Annotated in this window: 18 protein-coding genes; 11 read left to right on the plus strand and 7 right to left on the minus strand. The window is 27.3% G+C overall.

Annotation, left to right across the window (positions count from 1 at the left end; genetic code table 4):
- The first annotated feature begins 1 nt into the window (after nt 1).
- Nucleotides 2-1,834, plus strand: a complete 1,833-nt coding sequence (locus MCRO_RS01280; RefSeq protein ID WP_013054759.1) for an ABC transporter ATP-binding protein — start codon at nt 2-4, stop codon at nt 1,832-1,834.
- Between the two features lie 119 nt (nt 1,835-1,953).
- On the opposite strand, the gene MCRO_RS01285 is transcribed toward MCRO_RS01280, so the two are convergent.
- From MCRO_RS01285 to galE, 4 genes are all read right to left on the minus strand, one after another.
- Nucleotides 1,954-2,163 carry a DUF2188 domain-containing protein gene (locus tag MCRO_RS01285; protein WP_013054697.1) on the minus strand — a complete coding sequence of 70 codons (210 nt, stop codon included), beginning with the start codon at nt 2,161-2,163 and terminating at the stop codon, nt 1,954-1,956.
- Nucleotides 2,164-2,453: 290 nt separating this feature from the next.
- The gene (locus MCRO_RS01290) at nt 2,454-3,710 is read right to left on the minus strand and encodes a YitT family protein (RefSeq protein WP_013054619.1); all 1,257 of its coding nucleotides are present in this window, start codon (nt 3,708-3,710) and stop codon (nt 2,454-2,456) included.
- Between the two features lie 23 nt (nt 3,711-3,733).
- Nucleotides 3,734-4,654 carry a nucleotidyltransferase gene (locus tag MCRO_RS01295; RefSeq protein ID WP_013054523.1) on the minus strand — a complete coding sequence of 307 codons (921 nt, stop codon included), beginning with the start codon at nt 4,652-4,654 and terminating at the stop codon, nt 3,734-3,736.
- A 37-nt stretch (nt 4,655-4,691) separates the two neighbouring features.
- Nucleotides 4,692-5,657, minus strand: a complete 966-nt coding sequence (gene galE / locus MCRO_RS01300) for a UDP-glucose 4-epimerase GalE (RefSeq protein WP_013054369.1) — start codon at nt 5,655-5,657, stop codon at nt 4,692-4,694.
- Between the two features lie 31 nt (nt 5,658-5,688).
- On the opposite strand from galE, the gene MCRO_RS01305 reads away from it, so the two are divergent.
- The 5 genes from MCRO_RS01305 to secDF all read left to right on the plus strand — a co-directional run bounded on the left by MCRO_RS01305 (nt 5,689) and on the right by secDF (nt 11,251).
- Nucleotides 5,689-6,690 carry a glycosyltransferase family 2 protein gene (locus tag MCRO_RS01305; protein ID WP_013054410.1) on the plus strand — a complete coding sequence of 334 codons (1,002 nt, stop codon included), beginning with the start codon at nt 5,689-5,691 and terminating at the stop codon, nt 6,688-6,690.
- A gap of 102 nt (nt 6,691-6,792) precedes the next feature.
- Entirely contained in the window at nt 6,793-6,993 is a 201-nt protein-coding gene (rpmF, locus tag MCRO_RS01310; protein WP_013054127.1) for a 50S ribosomal protein L32, read from the plus strand.
- Nucleotides 6,994-7,074: 81 nt separating this feature from the next.
- Nucleotides 7,075-7,680 (plus strand): Holliday junction branch migration protein RuvA, encoded by a 606-nt coding sequence (gene ruvA, locus MCRO_RS01315; RefSeq protein ID WP_013054222.1) that lies wholly within the window; start codon nt 7,075-7,077, stop codon nt 7,678-7,680.
- A complete protein-coding gene (gene ruvB, locus MCRO_RS01320; protein ID WP_013054490.1) occupies nt 7,658-8,602 on the plus strand; it encodes a Holliday junction branch migration DNA helicase RuvB in 945 nt (314 codons plus the stop codon). The genes ruvA and ruvB overlap by 23 nt, the downstream gene beginning before the upstream one ends.
- Before the next feature lie 51 nt (nt 8,603-8,653).
- Nucleotides 8,654-11,251: a protein translocase subunit SecDF gene (secDF, locus tag MCRO_RS01325; protein WP_013054520.1), complete on the plus strand. Its 2,598-nt coding sequence runs from the start codon at nt 8,654-8,656 to the stop codon at nt 11,249-11,251.
- A 27-nt stretch (nt 11,252-11,278) separates the two neighbouring features.
- Here secDF and MCRO_RS01330 read toward each other — a convergent pair whose 3' ends face one another.
- On the minus strand, nt 11,279-12,142 hold the full coding sequence (locus tag MCRO_RS01330; protein ID WP_013054362.1) for a MurR/RpiR family transcriptional regulator: 864 nt from the start codon (nt 12,140-12,142) through the stop codon (nt 11,279-11,281).
- A gap of 228 nt (nt 12,143-12,370) precedes the next feature.
- Nucleotides 12,371-14,080 carry a PTS transporter subunit EIIC gene (locus MCRO_RS01335; protein ID WP_013054318.1) on the minus strand — a complete coding sequence of 570 codons (1,710 nt, stop codon included), beginning with the start codon at nt 14,078-14,080 and terminating at the stop codon, nt 12,371-12,373.
- 57 nt (nt 14,081-14,137) lie between these two features.
- Between MCRO_RS01335 and MCRO_RS04125 the strand changes: the two genes are divergently transcribed.
- Complete coding sequence (locus MCRO_RS04125) at nt 14,138-14,275, plus strand: hypothetical protein (RefSeq protein ID WP_158300401.1); 138 nt, start codon at nt 14,138-14,140, stop codon at nt 14,273-14,275.
- A 265-nt stretch (nt 14,276-14,540) separates the two neighbouring features.
- On the opposite strand, the gene MCRO_RS01345 is transcribed toward MCRO_RS04125, so the two are convergent.
- Nucleotides 14,541-15,833, minus strand: a complete 1,293-nt coding sequence (locus tag MCRO_RS01345; RefSeq protein WP_013054357.1) for a glucose-6-phosphate isomerase — start codon at nt 15,831-15,833, stop codon at nt 14,541-14,543.
- 97 nt (nt 15,834-15,930) lie between these two features.
- Here MCRO_RS01345 and MCRO_RS01350 point away from each other — a divergent pair, with 97 nt between their 5' ends.
- Genes MCRO_RS01350 through MCRO_RS01365 form a run of 4 tightly spaced genes read left to right on the plus strand, consistent with a single transcriptional unit; the run spans nt 15,931 to nt 21,567 of the window.
- The gene (locus MCRO_RS01350; RefSeq protein ID WP_013054625.1) at nt 15,931-16,485 is read left to right on the plus strand and encodes an inorganic diphosphatase; all 555 of its coding nucleotides are present in this window, start codon (nt 15,931-15,933) and stop codon (nt 16,483-16,485) included.
- A 54-nt stretch (nt 16,486-16,539) separates the two neighbouring features.
- Nucleotides 16,540-18,318, plus strand: coding sequence for an ABC transporter ATP-binding protein (locus tag MCRO_RS01355; protein ID WP_013054420.1), 1,779 nt, complete (start codon nt 16,540-16,542; stop codon nt 18,316-18,318).
- Nucleotides 18,308-20,107, plus strand: a complete 1,800-nt coding sequence (locus MCRO_RS01360; RefSeq protein ID WP_013054799.1) for an ABC transporter ATP-binding protein — start codon at nt 18,308-18,310, stop codon at nt 20,105-20,107. The genes MCRO_RS01355 and MCRO_RS01360 overlap by 11 nt, the downstream gene beginning before the upstream one ends.
- A 53-nt stretch (nt 20,108-20,160) precedes the next feature.
- The gene (locus MCRO_RS01365; RefSeq protein ID WP_013054718.1) at nt 20,161-21,567 is read left to right on the plus strand and encodes a glycine--tRNA ligase; all 1,407 of its coding nucleotides are present in this window, start codon (nt 20,161-20,163) and stop codon (nt 21,565-21,567) included.

Here is a 21,567-nt window from a genome sequence, read left to right on the forward strand (position 1 = left end):
GATGAATAAAAAAAAGAAACACGATTTAGGTTTTTCTTCAAAGGAAACTTTTAAAAACATAATCTCCTATTTAAAACATGATAGTAAAAAACTCTATCTTGGTATTTTCTTTTCGTTTTGTCATTCTATTTTTTATGTAATTGGAAGCTTTTTAATTGGTTATATATTTCAACAATATTTTGCTAATTATATTGCAAGCAGTTCAAAAAGCGATTTTAATGTTAAAAGCTTTTCCATATGACTTGTTATATTGGGATTGGTGTTTATAGCTTATGGATTTTTTAGATACTTTGATGCTTATATGTATATAAAAGTTTCTTATCAAACTTCATCAAGAATGAGAAAAGAAGCAATGCATAAATTGATTAAAATGCCTATTTCATACTATGATAAACAAAAAGCAGGTAACTTAATTTCTACATTAATTAATGATATTAATAATGTTTCAAACACAATGTATAACACAATAAACCAATTTTTCTCAAGTATATTTAATGTTCTACTTTCTATAATTGCAATGATGTTTGTTGCTTCATTTATCACTTTAATTGTTGTCCCTCTTGCTTTATTCCTATTCTTTATTTCACTTATTGTTATAAAAAAAGCACAACCTTATTTTGTTAAGGTACAAAATTTATTTGGTGATTTAAATGCTTTTGTAGAGGAAAATCTTGCAAATACAAAAGTTATGAATGCTTTTGATCAACAAGATAATATTTTTAATGAGTTTAAAAAAATAACTAGAGGAATAAAACTTACTTCTTTTAAAGCTGATGCAATAGCAAGAAGTTCTGAGCCTTGATTTGGAATTACTTCGGGGATTGCTAACTTATGTGTTGCTGTTTTGGCTGTTTCATTCTATATTTACAAAATACCTGTTGGCGGGATAGGTGGTTTAGGAACTAATCCTGACGGAACTGCAACATCTGGATTAATAGTTACTTTTATTTCATTAAATTGAAACTTCATGGGTCCATTTCAAAACTTATTAAACATTAATTTTTCATTTCAAATGGGACTAGCTTCTTCAAGTAGGGTTTTTAAAATACTTAATTTAGATACTAAAAAACCACATGTTGAAGACATCACAATTGATAAAATAGACGGATTAATAGAATTTAAAAATGTTAGTTTTAAATACGATATAAATAGTAAAAAATATCAATTATACAATGCATCATTTGTTGCTAAACCGGGACAAACCGTTGCAATAGTAGGGCCAACAGGAGCTGGAAAAACAACAATAATTAACTTGTTGGGTAAATTCTACGATTATAATTCAGGTAGCATAAAAATAGATGGCTATGAATTAAGAAATATTAAAACAAATAATCTTAGAGAACATATGTCTGTTGTGCTCCAAGATACATTTATGTTTAATGATACTATTGAAAACAATATTAAATTAGGCGATAAAAATGCAACAAAAGAAGATGTTGAAAGAGCTGCTAATTTATCAAATGCTATTCATTTTATAAAAACTCTTCCAAACGGTTTTCAAACACAAATCGAAAACAATGGTCAAAATTTATCACAAGGCCAAAGACAATTAATAGCTATAGCACGGGCTGTTTTAGCAAATAAAAGCATTTTGATACTAGATGAAGCTACATCAAATATTGATTCTAGTACTGAAGAAATTATACAAGCGAGTTTATTAAAAATTATGGAATCTAAAACATCATTTGTTATAGCTCATAGACTAAGCACGATTAAAACAGCTGATTTAATTATTGTAGTTAACAATGGAGAAATAATTGAAATAGGAACACATAAAAACTTAATTCAACTTGACGGGTTCTATTCTAATTTATATAATTCACAATTTAAATAAAAACAGAAATTCAAGCTTCTGTTTTTATTTAAATTATTTGCAGAGTGTTTTTTTAATTTAAGAAACTTAAAAAAATAAAAAAACCAATTACCGGTTTTTATTATTGATTAAATTTACAATTATTTTTTGTAATTGTGACCTTTGCTGATTTTACCATCCATGTTGTGAATAAGAATACTACCATTGTTATTTTTAGCAACGCTTTTTGCATATTCAGTTGCTTCCGCTTTTGTTTTAAAGGTTTTTGTTGCCTTTACATTTCCACCTCTTACAACTCTTCATTCACCATCTATACATGTAATATGTCACACTGTTTTAACTTCAGCCATTATTCCTCCTATTATTATTAATATTATTATATAATAATACAATTAAAAACATAGTTTTTCATTGTTTTTTTAACAAACCTAATATTTTTATAATTTATTTTTGTTTTTTTTATTTAAATTATGATCAAAAATATTGACAAATAACTAAATCTACTTATTTTCAAACAAATTTAATCTTTGGTTTTACATAACAATGATTTGATTTTGAAAACGAAACACTAGATTTTAGTTAATGATTCAAAAATAAAATAACTCAACAAAAAATAGCAACCCAAAATTTGCTATTTTTATTAAACATCATCTTTAATATAAATATTTCCATCAGCCTTTTTAATATCTATTACACTAAAGAATGAATTTTTATCAAAACTTCTTACAACTGAGTGTAAATCTGCTGCATCTAAATACATGCAATTTGTTATAAGCATTTTTTGTTCTTGTTTCGAATAACTTCCTATTACTTTAACAATACTAAATGAATACTTACCAAAGGTTTTTTCACTAATATTTGATAACAAAGTTTCAGCATCTGAAGTAAATATTTGAACTTGCACCATTGTATATTTAGGAAATATTAAGTTAAGTACAAATGTATATAACATAATCATTACAATTCCGGATAAGAAATTAGGATTAAATAGTAAGTCAACATTTCAAGCCTTATTTTGTAATTCTAAGAATGAACTTTGTTGAAGTGCTAATGATGACGGGATGTAAGTACCAACAAAATTTGCAAATATTAAACTACCAAAGTTAAGAATAAAAAATATTTTACCCAAATCTTTTCTTGTCCTTTTTGCCTCGTACGAACCTAAAATATCTCATCCGCCAGTGCTTGCTTCCAAAATTAATAACAATGATGTAATTGAAGCATTTACTAATCCCCAAGATATTCCGTAAAGAAATACTGATAAATGTTTTGAAGCGTCATCAGGGTAATTTCACATTACTGAACTAATCCCGAATTTTTCAAAAACCGCAGGCGAATCCTTAGCTAGATCAGTAAAAAATGATACGCGTTCAATATTTGGAATAAATCCCATTAAAACTCCAACAATTGATTGTTCAATAATAAAGATTGCAGAAAGAATAGCAAATCTTTTTGAAAGGTGTTTGTATGCTAACCAAATCAAAGGAACATTCAAAACAAAGTATGAAACTCAAAAGAATGAGTTATAAACAGAATATGCAAGTTCTTGACTACCGCCACCCTTTATAATTAAGTAACGACTTAATCTTCCAAATGCTTGTCCAAATGCACCGATTCCTATGTCGTACAATCCACTATTTTGTAATAAAAAAACAGCTGGGACAGTAAATAAAACCGCTAATAAACTCACTAGTAAAAGTTGTTTGATAAAGTTATTTTTACTTCCATAAAGGTGTGAAAAATACAACATATTAGCATTAACTTTTGTTCTAATATATTTGTTTCTTGAAGCAATTTTTAAGTCATTTGTAAGTGATGGCTTTATGTTATTTTGTTCGTTTTTTTCTTCAAAAATTTCATTATTTTTTTCTGTGTTATTTTCTAAATTTTTATTCATATTTAATAATTATATAATGAAAATTATTTCTTGTGTTTCAATAATACAAAAAGTATTGTTCTTTTAATTCGACTTGATGTATATCTTTTAGATGTACATTTTTCAACAAAAATATCATATGTTTTTTCTTCTATGTTTTTTTTAAATAGATTTTCAATTCCTTCTGAGATCATTTTGTATTTTCTTAATTTTTCAGGGCTTGTATTTCTTATAATTTTTTGAAATTTTTTATAGTAGCATCTAATATCTTTTTGTTTTTTATATTTTCCATAATCAACTGGTGTATAGTTTGATACATCAATATTATTTTTTATCATTTCTCTTAATTTTGTGGCTGATGCAAAATTATTTTCTAAATCTTGACTATGAAAATCAATTGTTCTTTTTATACAAATTGGTTCAATATTCAAGTTGTTATTTACTATGGTTTTAACATACTCTATTCCTAAGATATCATTAGGCATACTAATGTTTGAATTAGTTAATTCTTGTAGTGCTAGGTTAGTAGATCTTGGAAAACTATTGCCGCCAACTTTTAAATATTTTTTAATAAGGTTATTATATTCACTTTCTTTTTCTTTTAGTGTAATTGCAATATTTTTGAACAAATTTATATCATTAGTTTCGGAACCGAAAACTAAATAATCTATCTTTTCTTTATTTAATTTTAAGATTGATTCTCTAGCGAAAATGTGAGCTGCTTGTGCTGAAATATTGACCCCTAATTTTATGAATTTATTAACTCCAAATTTCTTAGCAACTTTTTTTCTTTGTGATCATGAGTAAATACATCTTTCACCTCTTTGGCTGTATTTATAACTCATAGCAACAATGATATAAGGATTATTAAAACGTTCTTTAATTCAATTTAATTGAAAAAGATGTCCATTGTGAAATGGATTGTATTCAGCTATTATTCCTACTTTCGGCCTCTTGTTTGTCATATAAATATAAGTATATAAAAAAATGCATTAGTTGCATTTATTTATAATTTTTTTCTCTAAAAATAAAATCTGTTTCTATCATTTCTTTTAAAGTTTTTTTAGGACTTCATTTAAGTAATGATTTGATTTTAGAATTAGAAGCAATTAACATATCTGGATCGCCATCTCTTCTTGGTGAATATTTAAAGTTAAAGTTCTTAAATTTTAATCCTTCATCAATTACTTCCTTAACACTAAAACCTGAATTAGATCCTAAATTAACAATAAGAGATTTATTTTGCTTCGATAAGTATTCTAATGCTAAAACATGTGCCTCAGCAACGTCACTTACGTGAACATAATCTCTAATGCAAGTTCCATCAGGAGTGTTGTAGTCATTACCAAAAATGTTAAACATTTCTTGTGAAAGCATTGAATTAGTCATAATAGGAATTATATGAGTAAGTTTATTTCCTTTAAGTCCCGTTCTAAGTTTTTGATCTGCACCTGCAACATTAAAATACCTTAAAATTGCATAGTTGAAATCATATGAATGAGAACACCATTGAATAATTTTTTCGGCTGATAATTTAGACTCACCATATGGATTTATAGGTTTTAAAATTGTATCTTCATTGCAAATCCCACCATCTATTTTTCCATATACAGCAGCAGTTGATGAAAAAACAAAATTCTTAATTTTATGCAATTTCATTTGTTCTATTAATAATCTAACACCCTCTGTATTATTGTAAAAATATTCAAGCGGCTTAGACACACTTTCGGGGACTACAATTTTTGCTGCAAAATCCATTATGCAATCAAATTTATGTTTTTTAAATAAATTATCAAGATCATTTTTATTAGTAATATCACCAATAACTAACTCTATTTTTGACGGAATTGACTCCTTGTTCCCTGTACTTAAATTATCAAAAACTACTATTTCGTAGCCTTTTTCATATAGAGCTCAAACCGTATGACTTCCAATATATCCGGCTCCACCACAAACTAATATTTTCATTATTACCTCGGTTTTATTATATAATATTAGAATGAAAAATAAAAGTAAATATAATCCACTTGTTTCAATATTAATTCCCGTCTATAATTCTGCAACATTTTTTGAACAAACGATAGTAAAAAATTTAGAACAATCATATAAGAATATCGAGTACATTATTCATGATGATTGCTCGACAGATAACACTTATGAGTTATTAAAAAATTTAGCTAACAAAGATGAAAGAATTACAATTATTAAACCCGTATCTAACTGTGGGCTAGGGCAATCTAGAAATAATTTACTAAATGCAGCAAGAGGAGAATTTGTATTTTTTATTGATGATGACGATAGATTTGTCAGTAAAAAATCTATTGAAAAATGTGTGAAAAAACTTGATCCCAATACTGATATAATGGCTACTAATTTTCTATATAAATTATCATTTTTAAAAAAACCTTTTTTTGTATTGAATTTTGTAAAATCACATCTTAAACAAAAAAATGCACTTAAATATTATTCAAAAAATACAATCTATGCTTGAGCAAATTTTTATAGATTAAATTTTTTAAAGGAAAATAATATTCAGTTTTTATGTAGAAATTATGAAGACATGGCAACAATGGGACATATTTTCTCAAATTGTAAAAACTTTAAATCTACAGAAAAAAACACAATCATTTATAACCGTGTTTTGAGTAGAATTTCTAAATTTGATAATTCTTTTTCAAATAAACTTTATCAAATTGCTGATGCTTATAAAATCAACTTAAATGTTTTGAAACAAGATTTTGAAAAAAACAATATTTCAATGAAACTTCAAGAAAAAGTATTTCAAAGTCTTTTTATGCAACATTTGCACATTATAGCATCTTGGTACTTCTCATTAAGAAATACTTCAGACAAAAAAGCTTTTTCAGAATTTATAAATAATAAATATTTAGATGAGATTAAAATTATCCATGGAAAGAGAAAAATTAAAATTAGATACATTTATAACATTCAACTTTTATTTGTTTGACATTTATTCAAGAAATGAAAAAGTAATATCTAAAGATATTGTATGATTTTTTTTGTTAAAAAAGTTCTTTGTTTTTATCAAATTAAAGTTATAATATTTATATCGTTTTTATAAATAATACATCAAGGAGGAAGAATGGCTATAGTTCCAAAACGTAAAACTTCGAAACAACGTAAACACAAAAGAAGAAGTCACCACGCTTTAGCAACACCTAACTTAGTTGCTTGTGCAAACTGTACACAATTAATCGAACAACATGTAACATGTAGATTTTGTGGATTTTACAAAGGTAAAAAAGTTGAAGGATTTAAATCAATTAACGACAAAGCTAAATAATAAAATATCCGGGTTGGATATTTTTTTTCCTTTTTTTGTTCACTTTCATAATTTTGATAATAAAGAAGCAATGGAGGAAAAATGACAATATATAAATTTGGAGAAATAGTTTATAAAAAAAATAAAAACTTAATATTAGAAAGTTATGGCACAGGCTACATGATACAAGTAGCTTGTGCTGATCGATTTGAATTAAATACTAAATTAAAAATGCACTTAGCTTATATTTATAATGAATTTGCTAAAACATTTTCAATATATGGATTTAAGGATTATATGGAAAGAATATTATTTTTAGATCTTATTAATGTAAATGGTATTGGAGCTAAAATAGCAATGAATATATTGGACAACGGTTGAGAAACAGTTGCTGATTTAGTTGCTAGTGCAAATTATGAAACCTTGAGCAAATTAAATTTTGTTAATGAAAAAAATGCTAGAAATATTATTTTAAGTTTACAAGATAAATGAAAGAAAATAAGGAATGTTTCTAATAGCAATGAAACAGCGAAAAACATTAATGCATTATCTGATGTTTCAGAATCGCTCAAAATGCTTGGATTTAAAGAAAAGCAAATTTCTTATGCTCTTTCAAAAATTAAAATTTCAGAACAATTAGAAGACATGGTAGAACAAAGTATTAAATTAATTGCAAATAAATATCATGAAAACAGACCTACGACCTAGTAATTTCAAGGAGTTTATTGGGCAAAACAAAATAAAAGAAACATTAAAGGCAATGATAATTAGTGCAAATACTCAAAAAAGAGTTTTAGATCACATTTTGTTTTATGGCCCACCAGGTACTGGAAAAACTTCGCTTGCAACTATAATTGCAAACGAACAAAATGCAATAATTCATTATGTACAAGCTTCAAACATCGATAAGAAATCTGATTTAGTTAGTATTCTTTCAACAATAAATCATGGTGATATTCTATTTATAGATGAAGTTCATGGACTAAATAAAGTTATTGAAGAATTGCTTTATAATGCAATGGAAGACTTTGTTTTTGATATTTTGATAGGCACAGAGGAAAATGCAAAGACTATTAGAATGAAAATTAAACCTTTTACTTTAATAGCTGCTACTACAAAGTTAAATTTAATAAGTCAACCACTAAAAGATAGATTTGGTTTTATTGCAAAATTAAATAATTATGAACTTATTGAATTGGTAAGAATTTTAAAAAATTCAGCAAAAGCTTTAAAAATTGAAATTGGCGAATCTGAAGCTAATCTAATTTGTTCTTATTCAAGGCAGACACCTAGAATTGCTAATAATTTACTTAGAAGAGTGAATGACTTTAAGATAGCCAACAACAAGGAATTAATAGATTTTAAAATTATCGAAAAAACTTTTGATAATTTAGAATTATATGAATTCGGATTAACTAAGGATCATATTGAGTATTTAGATTTATTAAGGAACTCATTTGATGAAAAATGAGCTTCATTAGATACAATGTGCGGTTTATTAAATTTGGAAAAAGATAACTTACTAAATGAAGTTGAACCAATATTACTATATTATGGGTTAATAAAGAAATCATCACGCGGTAGGCAAATAACAAACGAAGGAATTTCTTATACCTTAAAAAATATCTAATTCAAATATTAATTATTATTAAAATATTTAAAATATGATAATATATAAATTATGAAACGCATTAGAGATTTTTTTACATGAAAAAACTGAAAGAGAATTGTAATTTTATCAATTACATTAATCTCTTCGGTTTTTGCAATTGTTTTTGGTAGTGTATTCTATGTTGCAAAAAATCCAAACCGTTCAATTGAATATGGTGGTGGAATTGAAGTTCTGGTTCAAGTAAAAAAAGATAATCAAAATGCTGATAAAACTTTAACTAACAAGGTTTCAGAATCATTATTTGAAAGACTTACAGGTGGAACTGGTTTAACAGGTACTACTGTTTCAAGTGAGGGTGATGGAAAAATTAGAATAACAAAAAGTGGTAGTTTAAATGATTTGCAAAGAAGAGAATTTGAATCGAAAGTAGCGGATAAACCTATTTTAACAATGACTGATTTAAATATAAATCCTTTATTTAAAAATGGAGAGTTTAATCCACATGGTTCATTAGACAGTGGAAATGCTAAAGAATGGATTCCACCTTTTGCAGATAATGGTGCTAAATACATGATTGATCACCAAGGTAAAGATTCGGTAAGTATTGATTTAAAGGATAATGATGCTATAGCTGAATGAACAAAAGCAACAAAGTTTATTTCAGAAAAACATCCTGGTCAAAATGTTATTTTGATGTGAATTAATATTGAAGAATTATTAACATTAGCTAAAACAAAATTTCCAACTGAATGAGATGCTAGTGGGCATAATTTATATAATTTTGTTCATGTTAATAATATGGCTGTTCAAGAAGTTCCTGATCCTACAAAAGAAAATCCTAATAATAAAAAAAGAATTAGAAATGTTCTTAAAGAAGCTGAATTCAGAGCGAAGGACTATTTAATAAGTGAAGCGGCTGTTTCACAACCATTAAATACTAAATCCGTTATTGTTAGTGGTAACTTTACACAAACAGAAGCTAAGGAACTAGCTAATGATATTAATTATGGAACTAGCAAATATGATTTAGATATTTTATCAAGTGTTTATGTTGATTCAGCTTTAAACACATCTGCATTTAAATCTGCAATGCTAGCTGGACTTATAGTGTTTAGTTTGATATCGATATTTATGATTGTGAACTATGGATTATTAGGTGCATTAAGTACTATATCAATTGCATTATATATATTCTTAACTTTATTAATGTTTACAGTTTTAAGAGGTGAATATTCACCTGCTACAATTGCTGCATTAATAATTGGTATCGGTATTTCTGTTGATGCAAACATTATAACCTTTGAACGACTTAAAAAAGATCTTTATAGCGGCTCCTCTCTTAAGAAGTCCTTTAAGAATTCTAATTCATTGTCTTTTTCTACAATTATAGATGCTAATATAACAACATTAATTGTTGCATTTACATTGTTCTATTTCGGAACAAAGGATGTAAGAGGATTTAGTATTTCACTTATTCTCTCAATAATATTTACACTTATTGTTATGTTAATTTTTACGAGATTTACATCATCTTTATTGGTGAATACAGGGTGATTTGATAAAAAATTATGACTCCTAGGAGTTCATAAAAAACTTATAGCAAAAGATAATTCTAATAAGCTTTATGTAAGATTCGATTATGTTAAACAAGCTAAATGGTTTGCTTTAGTTTCGTTGATAATTATTATTGCTTCAATTATTGTATTTGTTTCAATAGGGTTAAGTAAAAGTAATATATGAGATGGAATAGTAAGAAACATAGATTTTAAAGGCGGATTAAATATTACAATTGCTGGAGACAAAGAAAAATTTGTTTCTCTAAGTCATAGTGATGCAGAAAGTATTAAAAACTATATTATCCAAAATGCAGCCGCATGAAAAATAGAAGATGTTGATAGTATTATTTCACTTCAAAGAGTTGATAATGATCATGATAATTGAGCATTGATTATTAAATCAACACAAGATTTATCGGATAGCATCTTATCAATTAAAAAAGGTCTTAATGAAAACTTTAATAACATCACTATTACTAATTATGTTGTATCAACAACAGAAGCAAAAAGATTGTTGTTAAATTCATTATTAGCCATTTCAATTGCCTTTGTTGGTATTGTACTTTATACGTTAGTAAGAATGAGATGAACATTCTCAATATCTGCAATTATTGGATTATTACATGACTTGTTAGTTGTTGTGGCTTTTATAATTTTAGCTAGATTACAATTATCATCAATTATGATAGCGGCTATTCTATCGATAGTTGGATTCTCAATTAATGATACTATAGTTACATTTGATAGAATAAGAGAAATAATTATCAATAATTATCACAGAAAAGTTCTTGAAAAAGCTACAATTAAGAAAATTGCTAACACTGCAATTAGCGAAACAATTAAAAGAAGTTTCTATACAACAGCTACAACAATGACGGCTTTAATCATTCTATTAGCATTTGGAAATGCAACAGACTTTTCATTTAATATTGTTATGTTATTTGGTATGGCAATAGGGGTTTATTCATCAATATTCATTTGTACAAGAATTTGAGTATTTCTTGAAAACATTAGACAAAAAGGTATTAAAAGAAGATCTGAAAATAAATTCTGAGAAGTTGCTAAACCTACAGAGCAAACATTTGTTGGAGTTAACGATTTCCAACCATAGAAAAAAACGAGGTTAATTTCTCGTTTTTTATTTGTTTTGATTTCATCTTTTTATTTCATTATTAATCTCGTAGAAGTTCTCTAAATCAGGATCAACTTTTAGAACTAAATACAAGAAGACAACGTCTGCTAAAAAGAACGATGATATTTTCGAACCCATTGCACTCACTCTATTTTCTTGATTGAGTGAATCATATAATAATATATGTTTTGCTTTCTTATGCTCGAGTTTTGAATTCTTTGTTCAAATTGTATAACATATATTATGACGTTCTAATATATCTCTAACTTTCAAAATTTCTACTGTATCAAACGTCTTTGAAATTAGTGTTACATGAAGTTTTCTATCTAATAAAAAATTAAATCCTAGAAAGTCATGAATCGAGTTTATCGCCATACTAAAAATTCCTATTTTATTCAAGTTTTGTGCGTAGTATTCGGCAACCATCCCTGAGTTACCAATACCAAAAATGATATGTCTTTCACAAGTTAATAAATCCTTAGCATATTCAGTTATATCACTATAATTTTTACCATAAGCTTCCATTGTTTTCTTAATTGAGTATTCATAATATGTATTTACATTATGAACTATTTCATTAAGACTTAATTCTGGACCTACCTTTATTTTAGTAGGTAAATTGTTTATCTCTGTTATTCTCTTAGCTACATATATTTGCAATTCTCTAAAAGATAAAAACCCTATTTTTTGAGCAAATCTTATTAATGTTGGTTGTGAAACAAACATTAAAGTAGCCAATTCCTTGGTTGTATTTTTAAGCAACAGTTCAGGATTATCTTCTATTCAATCCATAATATATGAATTTGAATCGTTGTTATTTAAATGTTCGCTATATGACGAACCAAATATTTTTTCATTTTTCTTTTCCATAAACAAATTATAATAATTTTTAAGTCAATAGTTAAATATTCAAAAGAAATTTAGACATATTTTACTATGTAAGTTTTCATTTTTTAAAAAAAATTATTATTTTCTTATTATGCTTTCTTATAGTATTGTTTGTAAATAGTAATTTGTAGATTGTTTTGAAAAATAATTTAATTTTATTGTTAAAGAATCAAAAAATATCGGTTGCCCGATATTTTGAAGCGAACAAAATTATTTTAATTCAGTTCCTTTATTATCAACGATTTCGCCATTGATTGTTTCTGCTTCAACCCCTACTATTGTTTGAATTGATTTATCACTCAATCTAACTACTCCCATTGCTCCAGCTTTTTTAAGTAAAGCTTCATTAACTTTTGATCCATCTTTAACAATGTATCTTAATCTTGTTGAACAGTTAGCAAATTCTTCAATGTTTTCTCAACCACCATATCCTAAAACTATTAATTTTGCTTTAGTTGACATATTTGAATTTGAACTTAATTGAACATCATCAGCATTATCTTCCGCTAATTCAATTAAGTTTGTTCCACGTCCTGGTGTGTTTAAGTTTAATCCTTTAATCATGAAGAATGTTATTGTGAAGTATACCCCTGCACAAACTGCACCAATAGGAAGAATTCATAATGGGTTTGCAAACACTGCTCTTAATGGAGAATTAATAAATACATCTGATTCTCTAATAATAGCTTGTGATTTAGGGAAGCTTAATACATAGTCCATAAATCCAGCTGAGAATCCAAATCCGATTTGAATACCGAATAATCCAGTAATAAATGCAAATATTCCTGTTAATAATGCATGTATGAAGTATAGTAATGGACTAACAAACATAAATGCAAATTCAATAGGTTCTGTAATTCCTGATAGGAATGATACAAGAGCTGCTGAACCATACATTGCTAATACTCTTGTTTTTTGTTCTTTACCTTGCGCTGTTAAGTAGAATGCTCCAACCATTGCAGGTAATCCAAACATCATTGTTGGGAAGAATCCTGCTTGGAAAATTCCACCTGGGTTATTTTTAGCAACCCCATTTAAGAACACAAAGATATCCCCATGAGCTAAAAGTGCAACACCTTTGTCATCAAATTTTCCTGTTGGGAATTCTCCTAATTGGAATCAGAATAAGTTATTAGGAATGTGGTGTAATCCAAATGGAATTAATAAACGGTTAATAAATCCATATGCTCCCATAATTCCAGCTCTAGCAACAAATCCTGAGCTTGCTCCTTTATATAGAGCATCTGATATTAAGTAAATTAAGTAAGCGATTCATGGGAATACGATTGCTCATAAAACCCCAAAAATCATAACTGCTAATATTGTATAAGCAGGTACTAATCTTCTTCCAGCGAAGAAAGCTAGTAATTTTGGCATATCAACAGAGTGGATTCTGTTGTATATGAATGCTGTAAGTGAACCAACAACAATACCGTTAAGAACGTTAGATGCCATAACAGCATTATATTTTGAACCGAATAATGCTTTAAATCCATAAGTATATTGCATTATTCCTTCTGCGTTTTTACCGTCTGCTTCTTTTGCACCTAAATCTAGGTTTTTGTAAATTAAGTGAGGTAATCCTTTATTTGAAAGAAGAGCAGTTAGAAGAACCATTGCAATGAAACCAGCAAATGCTGCTTCACCACGAGAATCTTTTGTAAATCCAAATGCTAATCCAATAGCAAATAGGATAGGTAAGTTATCAAACACTATTCCACCAGCATTTACGATCATAAATCCAATTGCTGCTGAGAAAGCTGTATCATTAGGAATATCAGCCTCTATTCTTAGTAAGATAGCTGCAATAGGAAGAACAGCAATTGGGAACATTAATGCTTTTCCAACTCTACCTAGTTTTTCCATTGCTTTTCTGAAGTAGTGATTAAATGAACTTGTTTGTGTTGTAGCTGTATTCATTATTTACCACCCTTCTTTTCTTTTTTTAACCGAGAATTAACAAACACGGTTGTAAAGATGGCTGCCATCATAATTAAAACGAAGATCAAAGCTACTGCTGCAACGGCGTTGGAATTACCAATTTGTGTTTTAAACGAAACTACTAATACTGTTGTTATTAACATTACAGCAAATAGAATTCATAAAATTGAATAAATCTTTTTACCGGTCGGCATCTTTGATCACATTGTAACAATTTTATCCATCATTTCCTTTCTTGAAATATTTCAAAATTTCTTTATATAGTAAGGGCTTTTTCAGACCCTAACATTATTATTAACTATTTTTTATAACTTGTATATACTTTGAATATTAAATTCACAAACACATAAAAGTTAAAGATTTTTAATAAAAATGTGGAATTTTTTTGCATATTTTCTTATTTTTAATTCATGAATAAAAAAAGCCACATTTGGCTTAATTATTTTTTTCCTAACATTGAAAACATATTTTTCTTATATACTTCAACACCAGGTTGATTAAATGGATTAACTCCAAGTAAGTAAGCAGACATAGCAAGTGCTCTTTCAAAGAACATAAATAATGATCCTAAAGTTTCTTCATCAAATTGTCTAATTTGTAAAAGAATATTTGGAACCTTTCCTTCGATTGTATGTGCTTTAAGTGTTGCTTCAAAAGCTACGTTATTTACATTGTGTAAATTATTGTTATCTAAATATCCTAATTTATCTAAATCTAATTCATCAGATCTAAAAGTTAAGTTTTTGATTGGATTTTGAAGAGTTAATATTGTTTCAAATAAGATTTTGCTACCTTCTTGAATCATTTGACCAAGTGAGTGTAGATCGGTTGAAAATATTCCACTTGCTGGTCAAATTCCTTTTCCGTTTTTTCCTTCACTTTCAGCAAAAAGTTGTTTTCATCATTCACAAAAGTATTGCAACTTAGGTTCGTAAGCCACCATCATTTCCACTGAGTAATTAAATTTAGTATGTAATAAATATCTTGTTGTTGCATATTCATAAGCTGGGTTTTCAGTGATTTTATCACTTGTTAATTCATTGCAAACAATTTTTGCGCCTTCTAAAACTTTTTGACTATCTATCCCTGCACAATAAAACGGGAATAATCCAACACTTGTTAGAACGCTGAAACGTCCACCGATATCATCAGGTACTACAAATTTTTTATATCCTTTTTTAGTTGCTAAATCAAATAAGACACCTTTTTTAGCATCGGTGGTTGCGACTATATATTTACTTGCATCTTGTCCTATTTTGCTTTCAAGTAATTTTCTAAATTCTCTAAAAGCTATTGATGGTTCTAAAGTTGTTCCTGATTTAGAAATAACATTAATTGCAAACTTTCTATTTGAAACATAATTTAATTTAGCTATTAATGTTTCAGCTGATACATCATTTCCAGCGAAAACTAATTCCATTAAAGGTCTTTTTGTGGGGTATTGACCATATATAAAATCATAACCAGTTTTTGCTCCTAAATATGATCCACCTATTCCAATAACAACAACAACTTCAACGTTATTGTCAGCTCATTCTTGAGCTGTTTTTTTCATTTCTTGTAGCTCTTCATTATTGTAATTATAAGGTAGATCAAATCAACCTAATCAATCTCTTTCAGCTACATTTTTTTTAACTAAATCATTGTGAATTTTAGTAACTTTATCTTGTAATGTTAATAATTCTTTTGTATTAAACAAAACGTGATTTGTATTTAATTTTAAATTCTTCATTTCTTCCTCTCAAATCGCTTTTTATATTATAAAACAAATTTTTTTTCTTTGTTAAATATTAATGAATAAGAATTTAAAAATGTGCTAATATTAATGTATGAAAAATATTATAGAAATTAAGGTTGAAATTCCAAAAGATTCACGTATTAAGTATGAATACGACAGAAAAACTAATCAACTTGTTGTTGATAGAATATTAAGAGAAGATTTTTTATATCCTTGCAATTATGGTTTTATTCCTAATGCACTTGACTGGGATGGAGACGAATTAGATGTGCTTATATATTCACAAGAAAAATTCCTTCCAGGTTCAATGCTAAATGCAAAAATTATAGGAGCAATGAAAATGATTGATGATGGTGAAACTGATACCAAATTAATAGCAGTTCACGCAGATGATTATAGACTAGATAAGATCGAAAAATTAGCTGATTTACCACGTCCATTTCTTGATCAAATTAAAACCTTCTTTAGCACATACAAAAACTGAAAACGTCCTGGTATTACAAGTGTAGATGGTTTTGAAGATGTTAAGTGAGCTTTAAATGAACTTGATGAGTGTATTGAATTAATGAATAAATATGGTTCAATGCCTAAAAAAGAATTTATAGCTAAAATGAAAAAAGAACATCCTAATAAATATACAAATTAAATATTACTAAAGACATGTTTATGATAATGTGTCTTTTATTTTAGAAAGGAAACGATGTTAAAATTGTTGTTTAAATTACCTAAATGGCTATATCCATACATTTTACTATGTATTTTTTTCTCTTTGCTTCAACCAGTTTTTTTAATGATAATTCCCACCCTACTAAGACAATTTATCGAAATGGTTGCCAATAATGAAGTTAAGGCTCCAAATATTTTAGGAATAGAAATTTATTTCGGTGATTTAGATCCCATTATTACACTTTCAATATTAACAACTTTATTTGTCTTTTTATTTGTTTCAACACTTTATATAGCAATTAAAATATCATCATATATTTGTATTAATGCGGCATATTTTTATAGAAAAATTTTATTTAGTCATCTTCTAACTTTGTCTAAATCTGACTTAGATAAAATTTCTTATGCTACAATTATTACTCGTTTTAGTAATGATATTTCAAAGTTAAGAGATGGTATTTTCATATTTATAAGAGTTATTTGAAGAAGTCCATTTTATATAGTTTGAGGATTAGTTTTTTCTTTATACTACAGCCTTACACTCTCTATTAGTATTTTAATCATGATCCCACTTATAATAACTGGTTCTATTTTTGCTATAAAAAAACTTTTTCCGTTATACCGTAAGGAAAATTGGAAAACCGATGAGCTTAATGAATTAAGCAAACAAGATATAAACGGTATTTCTCTAATTAAGTCATATAACCTTGAAAATAGACAATTAAATAATTATATAAAAAGAAATAATGAATTTAGAGCATTAAGTAATAAAGTTGGTGTTTTATCAAGTGTTAGTTGACCAATAATTGATCTTATGGTTAGTGTTGGCTCAATTGTTCTTTTTATAATTATGGCTTTTATCATTAAACAATTTAGCCCTAATCAAGTATCATACCAAATAAGTATTTTATTCCAGTTTACTAGCTATATGGGATTTATTGCTTCTGGTGTTTTTGAAACATCATTCAACATAAACGGGATCTTTAGAGCAAAAGCTGCTGCAACAAGATTTAATGATTTAATCAACTATAAAAGTACAATTCCTTTTGTAAAAAATGACATAAAAGTTGAAACTGGATCAATAGAATTCAGAGATGTTTGCTTTGATTATAAAGATGAAAAGGAACCATTTATCAACAAAATGAATTTTATAATTCCGAGTGGTTCAACATATGGAATAATAGGAAAAACAGGTTCAGGGAAAAGTACAATTTCGCACTTAATTACTCGAGAATGTCTTGCTAAATCGGGTCAAATTCTAATTGATAATAAAGACATAAATTTAATTGATTCGAACAATTTTTATTCTACCGTTTCAAAGGTTTACCAAAAACCAACCTTGCTTAGTGGAAGTTTAAAAAGCAATTTGGCTTTTTCTAACCCTGAAATTCATAATTCAGAAATTGAAAAAGCAGTTAATTTATCATGTGCTGATTTCGTTAATGAATATGACAATAAATATGATTACATTATTGGACAAAAAGGAAACAATTTAAGCGGTGGCCAAAAACAAAGAATAGCAATAGCTCAATCTATTATTAAAAAACCAAAGATTTTAATTCTTGATGATGCAACTAGTGCTCTTGATAATATCACCGATTCAAAAGTAAGAAAAAATATTAAGGATCAACTAAAAGACACTACACTTTTAATAATTACTCAAAGAATTTCATCGATAAAAGATGCAAACAAAATTATAGTTCTTGATAAAGGTAAAATTGTCGGTTTTGATACACATAAAAATTTACTTGCTAATAATAAATATTATCAAGATATTTATGAATCGCAAAGGGAGGTTGTAAATGAAGAATAAGAAAAATTCAGGCGGAATTATAAAACTTATCAGAGAGATTTTAATTTTTGCAAAAATTAAAAAAAGAATATATCTTTTTGCCTTAATTTCCTCGCTTTTGTTAACAGTGTTTCTATTTTTATCTTCATGGTTAATAGGATTTATATTTGACAAATTTTTTACAAAAGAAAAATTTAATGCCGATACATTTGATTACCGAATGTATATTATGTTTGTAACTTTTTTAGCAAGTTCATATATATTGACTACTCTTTTTAGAATATTATTAAACTTAATTTCAAATAGAATTTATGTAACAATAGCAACTAGATTAAGAGAAGATATCTACAAGATAATACAAGATATGCCAATCTATTATTTTGAAACAAAGAAAACTGGTGATCTAATGTCTGCTATTACTAATGATACACTTAATTTAACCGATGCTATAAATTCGATAATTACAACATTATTATCATTTATTTTTGGTTTCTTTATAGCCTTTACAATGATGTATTTATATGCTCCGATATTAGCTTTAATTGTTACCATAACCTTGCCAACTTCATCATTTTTAAGTTTATTTTTAATGAGAAAATCATCTTACTATTATAAAGAGCAACAAAAAGCTCTTGGTGATTTTAACGGGTATCTTGAAGAGATTCTTGAAGCATTACCTTTAGTGAATTTACATCAACAATCAAAACAAGTTAAAGACAAGTTTGAAAAATATAATTCAGCGCTTATTCCTAATGAATGAACATCAAGTAAGTATTGATTTAGTGGTTGAACTTTATTTAATGCACTTAAACATGTTAATACATTATTAGTAATGATTTTATCTCTTGTGTTCTTCTTCAATAATATTCCTTCATATGGAATAGCACCTTTTTCATTTGGAACAATTGCTGCCTTATCTCTCTATGTACAAGGTGCATCCGAAAGATTCCAAGGTTTTATAGACGTAGCAAATGTCTTGTATAGAGGTATGGGTAGTTGGCAACGAATAAAGGATGTTACTAACACGGAAATCGAAAAAGAACCTGATAATTTAGCAAATTTAAATTACACAAACGGTAACATAGAATTTAAAAATCTTACTTTTTCTTATCCGTCAAAACCAGATGTTGAAGTTCTTAAAAATATTAATTTTAATATTAAACCTTCAAGTACCACTGCACTTGTCGGTGCAACAGGTTGCGGTAAAACAACACTTTCAAAAATTCTTTCAAAATTTTATTTACCAACATCAGGAGATGTTTTAATTGATAATCAATCAATAAAAACTACAAGCCAAACAAGTTGAAGAAATCACATAGGAATTATCATGCAAGATACTTTCATTTTTGAAGATACTATAAAAAACAATCTTAAATGTGCAAACGAAAATGTAAGTGATGATGTGATTTATGAAGCAACCAAAGCTTGTTCTTTACATGAATTTATCATGAGTCTTGAAAAGGGTTATGACACGGTCATTAAACATAATGGTTCATCTCTTTCAGAAGGTCAAAGACAACTTTTAGCAATTGCTAGAGCTTTTATTGCAAACAAACCAATAATAATTTTAGATGAAGCTACTTCAAACATCGATACAATAACTGAACTTCAAATTCAAAAGGCATTAAGAGAAATGATGAAGAATAGAACAATGTTGATTATTGCTCATAGACTAAGCACAATTAAAGAAGCTGATAACATTATAGTAATTGATAAAGGACAAATAATTGAACAAGGGAATCATGACAAATTAATCCTGCATAATGGACAATATGCCAATTTGTATAAAACTGGTTTTGAAAACAAATAAAATATTACTAATATTAATTAATAATATAAAATATAAAAATATAGAGGTATAAAATGTCTAAAAAAAATAATCAAGAAATAGTTTTAAATAGCAAAGATAACAATATGAAAAAAAATAACATGATTGAAATTGTAAATCATTTAAAGTCATCAGGATTTGTTTTTCAAGGAAGTGAAATTTATGGTGGATTATCTAATACATGAGATTATGGACCACTTGGTTCATTATTGAAAGATAATATTGCTTATAGCTGAAAGCAAAATTTTATTTGAAAAGAAGCGAATAATCATTTAATAGATTCTAAAATTTTGATGAATCCAAACGTTTGAGTTACATCTGGACACGTTTCAAATTTTTCTGACCCATTAATCGAAAACAAAATTAACCAAAAGCGTTATAGAGCTGATAAATTAATCCAAGAAATAAATCCTGATATTATTCCTGAAAAAATGACTTTTGAAGAAATGCAAATTTTTTTAAATGAACATATGAAGGAATATGAAGGGTCAAAAGCAACATGAGGAGAAATTAAAAAATTTAATTTAATGTTCGAAACCAAACAAGGAGTAACCGAAGATAGTAAGTCTAAAGTTTATTTAAGACCAGAAACTGCACAAGGTATTTTCATTAATTTTAAAAATGTATTAAGAACAACAAGATCAAAACTTCCGCTTGGAATAGGGCAAATAGGTAAAAGTTTTAGAAATGAAGTTACACCAGGAAACTTTATTTTTAGAACAAGAGAATTTGAACAAATGGAACTTGAAGTATTTTGTTATCCTGAATTAGCAAGCAATACATATGAATACTATATTCAAAAATGTTATGATTTTGTTATTAATTTAGGAGTATCTCCAAAACTAATTAGAAAAAGAGTGCATGACAAAGAAGAACTTTCTCATTACTCAGCAGGAACTACTGATATAGAATTTGAATTCCCTTTTGGCTGAGGAGAGTTATTAGGTATTGCGAACAGAACTGATTTTGATCTCAAAGCTCATATGAGTGCAACAAATGAATCGCTTGAATATTTGGATCCCGAAACAAATAAAAAAATTATCCCATTCATTATTGAACCAAGTGTTGGTTTAGATCGATTAATGCTTGCGATTTTATGTGCAGCATACGAAGAAGAAAAACTTGAAGATGGTGATACTAGAATTGTTTTAAGATTGAATAAAAAACTAAGTCCTTATAAAGTTGCTATTCTACCGCTTGTTAAAAAACTAGGAGACAAAGCAAAAGAAATTTTTGATAAATTGATAGAAAACAGTGTTCAAGCAACATATGATGAAACCGGTTCAATTGGTAAAAGATATAGAAGACAAGATGCAATCGGAACTTTTTACTGTATAACAATTGACTATGACTCTCTTGAAGATGATAGTGTTACTATTAGGGAAAGAGATACAATGAATCAAACAAGAATTAAAATTGATGATATAAAAAATTATTTATAA

This window comes from Mycoplasma crocodyli MP145 (genome assembly GCF_000025845.1).
Lineage (GTDB): Bacteria > Bacillota_I > Bacilli_A > Mycoplasmatales > Metamycoplasmataceae > Mycoplasmopsis > Mycoplasmopsis crocodyli.